At 71.3% G+C, this 9338-nt stretch carries 8 protein-coding genes; 1 reads left to right on the top strand and 7 read right to left on the bottom strand.

From position 1 onward, the window contains the following. A partial coding sequence (locus IIE03_RS06105) for a hypothetical protein (protein WP_192861858.1) occupies window positions 1–377 on the bottom strand: 377 nt, incomplete at its 3' end. A gap of 310 nt (window positions 378–687) precedes the next feature. Then, window positions 688–1347: an ANTAR domain-containing protein gene (locus IIE03_RS06100; protein WP_192861857.1), complete on the bottom strand. Its 660-nt coding sequence runs from the start codon at window positions 1345–1347 to the stop codon at window positions 688–690. A gap of 159 nt (window positions 1348–1506) precedes the next feature. Between IIE03_RS06100 and IIE03_RS06095 the strand changes: the two genes are divergently transcribed. Next, on the top strand, window positions 1507–2550 hold the full coding sequence (locus IIE03_RS06095; protein ID WP_192861856.1) for a DUF4037 domain-containing protein: 1044 nt from the start codon (window positions 1507–1509) through the stop codon (window positions 2548–2550). 48 nt (window positions 2551–2598) lie between these two features. Here the strand turns inward: IIE03_RS06095 and IIE03_RS06090 are convergent, their stop codons facing one another. From IIE03_RS06090 to IIE03_RS06070, 5 genes are all read right to left on the bottom strand, one after another. Beyond that, a complete protein-coding gene (locus tag IIE03_RS06090; protein ID WP_192861855.1) occupies window positions 2599–4218 on the bottom strand; it encodes a cellulase family glycosylhydrolase in 1620 nt (539 codons plus the stop codon). 78 nt (window positions 4219–4296) lie between these two features. Then, complete coding sequence (locus IIE03_RS06085) at window positions 4297–6015, bottom strand: cellulase family glycosylhydrolase (protein ID WP_192861854.1); 1719 nt, start codon at window positions 6013–6015, stop codon at window positions 4297–4299. Window positions 6016–6367: 352 nt separating this feature from the next. Then, entirely contained in the window at window positions 6368–6748 is a 381-nt protein-coding gene (locus IIE03_RS06080; RefSeq protein WP_192861853.1) for an MmcQ/YjbR family DNA-binding protein, read from the bottom strand. A gap of 78 nt (window positions 6749–6826) precedes the next feature. Further along, on the bottom strand, window positions 6827–8500 hold the full coding sequence (locus IIE03_RS06075) for a copper resistance CopC/CopD family protein (protein WP_192861852.1): 1674 nt from the start codon (window positions 8498–8500) through the stop codon (window positions 6827–6829). Next, window positions 8497–9291 (bottom strand): YcnI family copper-binding membrane protein, encoded by a 795-nt coding sequence (locus IIE03_RS06070; RefSeq protein WP_192861851.1) that lies wholly within the window; start codon window positions 9289–9291, stop codon window positions 8497–8499. Before IIE03_RS06070 ends, IIE03_RS06075 begins: the two co-directional genes overlap by 4 nt. Window positions 9292–9338: the final 47 nt, after the last annotated feature.

Below are 9338 nucleotides of genomic sequence, written 5' to 3'. Positions count from 1 at the left end.
CAGACCCTGCGGCCGTCCACGCGGCCGGTGCGGTGGTCGAAGGCGGCGTACACCATCAACGCCAGCGCGGGCGCGGCGAGCGCGCGGACGACGGTGGCGCGGCCGGCCTCGTCCAGCTCCAGCTGCTCGACCAGCCGGTCACCGTCCTTCGCCCGCGCCCCCGGCCCGTACCGGGCGAGGTGCTCGGCCAGGTGCTCGGTGCACATGAGGTACCCCGGCTCGGCGGGATGCTCGGCCTCTCCCCACAGGCAACGCTCGACGTCGCCCGGCCCGTGTGCCTGGCAGGCCCGGCAGGTCCACCAGCCCTCGTCGTCGACCGGTTGCCGGTTGACGACGTTGTGGGCACCGCACCGCGGGCACTCGGTGATCTCACTCATGACGCACTCGCCCCCTGTTCCGCTTCCACGCCTGCCGCGGCGGTCGATGACGCCGAAGGTCCCAGATCGATCAGCGTCATCGCGTGCGCCGGCAGCCCTGACGACAAAGCCTTCCATGCGCCCGCATCGGACGCAGCGCCGCCGTGGCATACCGCGCGGGCGACGCGCCGCGTAGGCTCGACCGGATATGTGCGAGCCCGCGAGCGGAGGGATGTCGTGAGCCGTACCACGCGCGCCGCCAACCGGCCGCCGCGGATCGGAACGGCAGCGACATCTGGACGGATACCGCGCTCCACTGCGCCCATCCCCGCTACGCGCCCGTCTCGTCCCTCCCTTCGAAGACGAGTGCACGCAGGACGGTCTCGGCGACCTCGCGCACCTCGACGTTGCGGCGGTGCGAAGCCGAGTTGAGGACCTTCCGTGCCTCCTCCTCGTGGCACTGGTTGGTGCGCATGATCGCGCCGATCGCGCGTTCCGCGACGGTCGTGTCGGACATCGCGCTGTACAGTCCGGTAGCGGCATCCTCGAGCGCAGCCACCTCCAGGCGCAGGCGGATCGCCGAAGCGATCAGCTGGGCGTAGGAGTCGGCGGCGGCCAGCAGCTGCGGCGTCCACGGGTCGGCAGAGCGTGCGTACAGATTGAGGGCAGCCGAGACCTCGGGCTCGACGACCGCGGGGACGGCGACGGCCGACACGAAGCCCTCCTTGAGCGCCTGCTCCTTCCACCTCGTCCAGCGTGTCTCGACTGCAATCGTCGGGACGATCTGTGCCCTGAGCTCGTCCATCGCGTCGATGCAGGGCCCGACGCCGGTGATCGCCTCGACCTGGTCACAGCGGCCGGACGCGCGGGTGTTGCTGCCGGCACGGATGGCGAGACCGTGTTCGCGCATCGTGATGCTCGCCTCGAGGTGCGAGCCGAGGACCGTCGTGGCCCGGACGGCGAACTCGTGCGGATAGTTCGAGAAGGGCACGGCGACCATCCAGTCCTGGCTGGTCGGACCGCCGCGCAGGCGCCTGGTGCGTGGACACGACCAACCCCGTCATCGGGAGCGACGACCCGACAGGCCGCCGGAGGGAACTACACCATACGCACGGACGGGAGCTGGTCGCGACACCGTTACGGTGCGACGGTGACTGATGAGCTTCCCGGCGGTCGGCGCGGCCTCGCGCTCGCGCGCGACTACCTCCGGAACGTGGTCCGGCCGCTGCTCGAGGAGCGGTGTCCGGGCGTCGCGTACGCGGCCGCGAGAGTCGGTGCGGGATCCGAGGTGCTCGGGCTCGACGACGCCATGTCACGGGACCACGACTGGGGGCTACGGCTTCAGCTCTTCGTCGCACAGGCCCGGGTCGGCCCGGTGCGCGCCGCGCTCGAGGTGCACCTGCCCGAGTCGTTCCGCGGGCTGCCGACCCGGATCCACTACAGCGGCTCGCCCGGGCCGGCGCTCGGCATCGACGTCCTGACCGTCTCCGGGTTCGCCCGCGAGCGGCTCGGCTTCGACCCGCGGAACGAGCCGACCGTCGGCGACTGGCTGTCGGTCACGGGCCAGGCCGCGCTCGAGACCGTCGCCGGCGAGGTCTTCGACGACGGGCCCGGCGACCTCACGCGCCTGCGTCGCGCCCTGACGTGGCACCCGGACGACGTCTGGCGGTACGTCGTCGCCTGCGACTGGCAGCGGCTCGACCAGGAACTCCCCCTCCTGGGACGCACCGGCGACCGCGGGGACGAGCTCGGTTCGCGGACGATCGCCGCGCGCCTGGCCGACGTCGCCGTCCACCTCGCGTTCCTGCTCTCGCGCACGTGGGCGCCCTACCCCAAGTGGCGCGGCACCATGCTGCGCGCCCTGCCGGTCGCGCCGCTGATCCTCGATCCCCTGGAGGCGACGCTCCGCGCCTCCTCGTGGGAGGAACGGGGCGACGCGCTGCGCGTCGTCCTGGAACGGCTCGCGCGACTGCAGGCCGACGCCGGCCTCCCCTCCCGGCCCTCTCCCGTGGTCCCGTTCTGGGACCGGCCCTACCTGCACATCGAACCGGCCCTCGTCCCCGCACTCTTCGACTCCGTCACCGACCCCGCCGTCAGGTCGCTGCCCGCGGGCGTCGGCAGCATCGAGCAGCGCACCGACAACGTGGACGTCCTGGTCGACGCGCGCCGCCGCCGGGCGGCGGTCACGGGCTGAGGTGCCACCCCGGACCGCAGCGGCTGGCGCCGCTGCGGTCCGGGGCGTCTATCGAAGGGTCCAGCGCTGGTTGTCGCCGGCATGGCAGGCCCAGAGGATGATCTGGGTGCCGTTGGCGGCACCGGCGCCGTTGGCGTCCAGGCAGAGTCCGTTGTGGACGTTGGTGACGGTGCCGTTCGAGCTCACGGTCCACCGCTGGTTGTCGCCGCCCGTGCAGTCCCAGATCACCACCCGCGTGCCGTTCGTCGAACCCCAGCCCTCCGCGTCGAGGCACTTGCCGTTGACCCTCAGCTCGCCCGCGGAGGTGCGTGCGAACAGCTGGCCGGTGCCCTGCCAGCAGTCCCACAGCTGCACCTGCGTCCCGTTCGTCGTCGAGGAGTTGGGAACGTCCAGGCAGCGCCCCGACGCCACGCCCACGATCTCGACCGAGTCGGAGGGCCCGCCCGGGTCGTCGCCGAGGGCGCGCATGATGGCATCGACGATGCCCGGTTGGGTCACCGCATACGAGTGTCGGTCGAACAGCCCGAAGCCGTACTGCCCGTTGACGCCGTTGTCCCAGTAGATGGTGGCCGCTCCGTACTCCTTGGCGGTGGCCACCAACGTGTGCGCGAAGTCCTCGCGGTACCGGCCGTTCGCCGGGTCGTGCGACGACTTGTCGATCGAGCCGTACTCGCCGACGACGACCGGGTATCCACGCGTGACGAACGCGTCGTAGGTCTTGCGCAGCTGTGTGTCGAGGTAGTCCTCCTGCCCCCAGGTGGACGTTCTCGACGGATCGGTCGCCCCAGGGCCCCATTGGGTGATGTTCCCGTTCTCCTCCCCGGCGAAGTCCCATGGGGAGTAGTAGTGAACGGAGATCATGATCCGCTGCTCGTCGCCAGGAACGGAGGGGGATCGATAGCTGTCCGTCGGGATCACGAAACCGTAGTCCCCGGCGGTGTAGTCGATGTTCGTGTTCCAGCCGGGGACCAGCAGCCACCTCGAACCGTTGTTTCCGCCGGTCTGCCGCACGGTGTCGACGAAGATCTGGTTGTAGCCGTTGATGTTCGAGTAGCACGGCTGGGTGGGTTCGCCGTACTGCCCGTCGAACTCCTCGTTCATGGACTCGAGGATCAGGCGCTCGTCGTAGTCCCGGAACCTGGTGGCGATCTGCTGCCACGCCCTCTGGTACCTGGCCCTGATCGTCGCCTGATCGGACGCGTCACAGATCAGCCAGGAGCCGTCGACGGTCTTGTACCCGTCGCCGTGCATGTTGATCACGACATACATGCCCCGGTCGTAGGCGTAGTCGACGACTTCCTGGACCCTGTTCAGCCAGGCGGCGTCGATCCCGTAGTCCGGACCGGGCCCGATGTGGTTCAGGTACGACACCGGGATCCGGATCGTGTCGAACCCTGCCGCCTGCACGCTGTCGATCAGACCCTGGGTCACGGTGGGGTTGTTCCACGCGGTCTCACTCGGGTACCCGCCCGAGTTGGCCTCCAGGCTGTTACCCAGGTTCCAGCCCGCGCCCATGTCAGCGACGATCTCCGATGCGTTCAGCTGTGTCATGGTGTCGGCCGACGCCGGGGGCGTCCAGCCGGTCACGGATACGCCGGCCGCCACCATCGCGGCGACGACCCCGGTGATCAGCCGTTTGACGGACGCCGTTCGTCTCTCTGGAAGCATCATTGCTCCTTTCGTCGGAACTTGATCGGGCGGAGGTGCTGGGCTCAGCACCTCCGCGGGTCAGGCGGTGCCGGTGACTCAGGCGGTGCCGGTGACGGCCGTGCCGTCGCGGGTCACCGTGTACTGCAGGGTCTCGCCGCTCCAGAAGTGGAACGTCAGGGTCACCGGCGCGTCGTCGTCGACGGCGTCGAAGAACGCCTTCGGCAGTTCGATGGTCCCGTCCTCGTAGTCCGGCTTGAAGGCGGTCCAGAACTCCTTGTAGGAGGTCCAGTCGTGGGGCCCGGCGTTGGTGCCGTCGGCGTAGACGGCCTCCATCGTGGCGAGCCGGTCGCCGTGGAACGCGGTGGGGATCAACAGCGAGTCGGTGGTGCCCGAGGCGTCCTCCAGCACCGGCTCCTCGGAGCTGATCACGTTGAGCGTCCACGGCACGCCGCCGGAGAAGCGGACCTCCAGCTGCGCGGTGGTCCCGGGCTCCCGGTCGCCGAGGATGTACCTGAGCACCCTCTTCCTGAGCGTCAGGGTCGTGCCGTCGACCCGGTAGTCGCGGCGCTCCTTCAGCCTGATGTTCCCGAAGTACACGTCGGTGAACTCCAAGCCGTTGGGGTTCAGTGTCACCGACCGGTCCTTCACCCTGCCCGACGCGTCGACGAACACGAGGTCGGTCGAGGCGGTGCCGGAGCGGGTGGTCCAGCCCGAGGAGATGTAGTCGAACTGCTTCTCGTCGCGCCACTCGCGCATGAAGCGGTCGAAGTGCGTGCCGTTGTCCCACCACATGGTCGTGATGCCCGTCGTCCGGGCGAGATGACCGAAGTGCTCGAAGAACTTCATGACCTCGCCGCGCTCGACCTTGACATCGTAGCCGTCGAGCAGGCCGTACTCGCCGATGATGACCGGGATGCCCTGGGAGACGAACGTGTCGACCTGGCTCTGGAAGGTTTCCTCCAGGAGGGCCCGGACCTCGTCGTCGTAGGTGGTGTATCCGGCGATGTTGACGCTGAACGGCCAGAAGCTGTAGTTGTGCGTCGTGGCAGCCAGCATCGGGTCGTCGAGCGCCTCGATCTCAGCGGCGAGCGCGTCCATGTGGACCTGCTCGGCGCCGGTGTGAAGCGTCGGCAGGACCAGCAGGCGATCGGCGTTGTTGCCGCCGGAGGAACGCACGATCTCGTGGAACGAGCCGTTCAGCTCGGCCATGTGACGGTGGTCCTCGGCGTCGCCGGAGGAGCCTTCGAAGGTCTGCTCGTTGATGGACTCGAACACCAGCTCGCCGGGATGGTCCCGGAAGGTGTTCGCGATCTGCGTCCAGGTGGCGTCGTACTGGGCCATGACCTCGTCGCGCCTGGTGGGCATGTCCTTGACCCACTGCCACGAGTCGTGGTGCATGTTGATCATCACGTAGAGGTCCGCGTCGAGGGCGAGGTCGACGACCTCCCGCACACGCTCCATGACCTCGGGGTCGACGACGTAGTCGGGCGCGGGCCCGGTGTCGCTCCCCCAGCTGACCGGGATACGGACCGAGTTGAAGCCCTCGGCCTTGATGTCCTCGAAGAACGTGTCGTCGACACGCGGGTTGCCCCACGCGGTCTCGCCGCCCTCGCCGCAGCACTGCGCGTCGAACGAGTTGCCGAGGTTCCATCCCGGCTGCATGGCCGCGACCACCTCGGCCGCCGACGTCGGCATGGCGGACGACCGTTGCTCAGGTGTCGCCTGCGCACCGGCAGGGGTGGTGAGGCTCACCGACAGTGCCAGCCCGGCCACCACGGCGGCGAGCCTCTTCCCAGGGGATCTCTTCACGGTCATCATGCCCTTCTTCGCGCACGGGTGGCGCTCGATGAGGCGGCTGAATCCCCCGTCGAACGCGCTGTGATCGATGAGCGGCGATCACTCGCCGCGTCATGGCCTGCCCAGCCTCCGCTTCGACGTGGCCTCGTCTTCGAAGCGCTTCAACAAAATAGGGCCTGAGCCGAAAGGTTCGCAACCCCTGTCCTGGCGCTCTGAATCCCTGCGCAGTGGCCCCGACGCCATCCGCTCCCGAGGCGATGCTCGTCGAAGCGCTTCGCGAAGGAGCCGGGTTCGCAGAGCGCGGAGCGGAGGAGCCGGTTCGCGGACGAGTCGGGCGGCCGTCACGTGGGCGTCGATGTCACGAGACTGCTCAGGGCGCCTCCGGCGCCGGCCGGGGCACCTGGGCGGCCAGGCTCTGGGGAGCCTGGATGCAGTAGGAGTCGGTGAGCAGCTCGGCCAGCTCGTCCCAGTCGGTGTGCTCGTCCAGCACCATGCCGACGACGTTGCTCCCCCAGCCCGCCTTGAAGTACCGCGGCCCGAGGTGCTGGAACGCCAGGACCTCGTCCGGCTCGGCACGGAACGTGATCCGGACCAGGCCGTCCTCTCCTCCGAACACGTGCCCGACCGTCGCGTCGCGGACCTTCCAGGCGACGCCGGTCCAGGCGTCGTGCTCGCGGCACTCCGGGAGGCGCTCGAGGATGGCGGCCACTCGCAGGACGACGTCGGTCGGGACGGGTGCACGTTCGCTCACCCGAGGAGTCTCGCACCGGTGACCGACACACTCCGCGACGGTGGCGACGCCGTCATGCCGCACCCCGGCGGAGGGGCGTCAGGGCACCTGGAACGTCACCGTCCGCACCGGGTTGTCGAACTCCGTGGTGCGCAGCGACACCCGCACCTCCCACTCGCCCGTGGTCGGCAGCACGACGTCGCCGGCGTAGACGCCGGGTCCGAGGGAGCTGACCTCCACCGTCCCGAGGTCCACCTCGTCGGTCGCCAGGCTGAGCTGCGGGGCCTCGTAGCCCTCGGCGGGTTCCCCGGCCGCGTCGGTCATCTCGATGGTGAGGGTGGCCGGCCCGACGGCGGGTGGGTCCAGGGTGATCCGCGCCGAGATGCCGTCCAGCCGCACCGACTCGGAGACGCCCGCGCCCGCGCTCTCGCCGGCGGCGACCGTCGCCTCCGTCTCGGGGCTGCGGTCCACCAGGAAACCGGTGACGAACAGGACCGCGACCAGAACCCCGGCCTCGGCGACCGCCGTCCGGACGAGAGGCGCGCTGCGGAACCCGCTCCCCCGGCGACGTCGCGTCGCGCGCGCACGCGGCAGCAGGGCGAACCGGTTCCACGCGGCGACGGCGACCGCCACCAGGACCGTGAGGACCTTGACGAGAAGGAGGGCACCGTAGCCGGACTCGACGAGCGCCTGCCAGCTTCCCGCGATCCGCCAGGCCAGGAACGTCCCGGCGACCACGAGCACCGCCAGCAGGCCGGCCGCCCACGTCGAGAACGTGCCGAGTACGACGGCCCCGGCCTCACCACGCGCCAGGTCGCCGAGCACGACGGCGATCGCCACCAGGCCCCCGAGCCACAGGGCACCCGCCGCGAGATGCAGCACGTCGACGCCGATCACCAGCGCCTCGGGCGTGGCGACCCGGGTGTGGCCGGTGAACGCCGGCGCGGCGACGGCCGTCGCACAGCCGATCAGCACGGTCACGGCCCGTGCCCGTCCGGGCGCGGCCGCCACCGGCAGCGACCACGCGGCCACCGCGAGCCCCGCCACCACGACGGCCGGGACGGCGTACTCGGCGGCCGCGAGCGCGGACCAGGTCGATCCCTCCGCGAGCGCCTCGGCCGGCAGGCCGAGCTGGTAGAGCGCGACCAGCGGCACGGCCGCCCACCAGCCGAGCGCCGCGACGCCGGCCGCCGCCCGCGCCACCGGGCGGAGCCGGGCGCGCGAGCGGTCGCCGGCACGGTCCCGCGGAAGGAACAGGACGGTGAAGGCCGCCGTTCCCGCCGCCACGAGGAGCCCCACGTAGCCGAGCCCGCGGGCCAGGCCGAGCGGGAGGGGCGCCTCGGCCTCGGTGTCCGCGCCGGTGACCGGCACGTCCACCGCCTCGCTGGGGGCGCCGACGGCAAAGCTCAGCGAGCCGCCGATCGGGTGCCCGTCCTCGGAGACGAGCCGCCACAGGACCACGAGCGTGCCGTCGTCGACCTCGTCCTCGAGGTCGACGAAGAGCCGGGACCCGCGGACGGAGGACGAGGAGGCCACCTCCGTCCCGGTCGCGTCGAACACCTTGATCCCCGCCGGGACGCCGATCACGGACTCGTCGAAGGTGAACGTGACGCGCTCGGGGGCGGCGTCGAGCACGGCACCCTCCGCGGGGTCCGTGCCGATGAGGGTCGCGTGGGCCGTAGCGGTACCCGCCGGGCCGACGACGAGCGCGCAGACGAGGGCGGCCAGCAGGAGCCAGCCGCCGGCGCGCGTCCTCGCGCCGTGGCGGGTCATGAGCGGCGACGGTGGCGCAGCACGAGCGCTCCGGCCACCAGGACTGCCACCACCAGGAGTCCGGCCGCACCGGCGGTGACCAGCTCTCGGGACCAGGTCCCCGACGCGGCGCTCGCCGCGTCGGAGCCGGGCTCGGCGATCGCCGCCTCGGAGCCGGAGGCCGCGCTCGGCGCCCCGGTCCCGGACGCGGCACCCGCGCCCCCGCCGCCGTCGCCGTCACCGTCGGCCTCGCCGCCGTCACCGTCGTCGCCACCACCGTCACCGTCGTCGCCACCACCGTCATCGTCGCCACCACCGTCATCCCCGTCCCCACCGGTCACGACGACGACCGGCGCCGGCCGCTCGAGCTCGTCGTGCCCCTCGCCGTGCTCGGCGACCTCGGTCCAGGCCACCTCCCCCTCCTCGCAGCGCTGGACGACGGGGAAGACGAGCGTGGCGCCGGCGTCGTCGGGCAGGCGCAGGGAGATCTCGACCTCGTCGTGCTCCGCGTCCGGCAGCGGCTCGTCGGTCGTCCAGGTCAGGCCGTCCGCGCTCTGGTCGACGGTCCAGCGGCCCGTGTCGGTGGCGCGCACCTCCTCCACCCCCTGGGGTGTCCGGAGGGAGATCGCGGTGGTCGCCGACTCCTCGCAGCCGTGCGGGATCTCGACGCGGAGCACGGCGGTGGCGCCCGCCGTGGTGGTGGACGGCGTGATGGTCACGTGGGCCGCGGCCGGCGTCGTCCCGAGGACGACGACGCCGACGGTGGCGAGGGCGGACAGGATCACGCGGCGGACGGCGGTCGTGCGATGCATGGTGGCTCCCGAGAGGTGGTGCTGTGCTGTCGTGCCGAGGGACGCGG

It is taken from the genome of Myceligenerans pegani (assembly GCF_014892515.1).
Lineage (GTDB): Bacteria > Actinomycetota > Actinomycetes > Actinomycetales > Cellulomonadaceae > Myceligenerans > Myceligenerans pegani.
Note: the sequence above shows the minus strand (reverse complement) of the source record. Positions and strands in the feature narration are given on the sequence as shown.

Bases quoted from the DNA above. Each gene is read 5' to 3' on its own strand.
- IIE03_RS06070 (WP_192861851.1), bottom strand. From the start codon at position 9,291: ATGCATCGCACGACCGCCGTCCGCCGCGTGATCCTGTCCGCCCTCGCC.
- IIE03_RS06075 (WP_192861852.1), bottom strand. From the start codon at position 8,500: ATGACCCGCCACGGCGCGAGGACGCGCGCCGGCGGCTGGCTCCTGCTG.
- IIE03_RS06085 (WP_192861854.1), bottom strand. From the start codon at position 6,015: ATGACCGTGAAGAGATCCCCTGGGAAGAGGCTCGCCGCCGTGGTGGCC.
- IIE03_RS06090 (WP_192861855.1), bottom strand. From the start codon at position 4,218: ATGCTTCCAGAGAGACGAACGGCGTCCGTCAAACGGCTGATCACCGGG.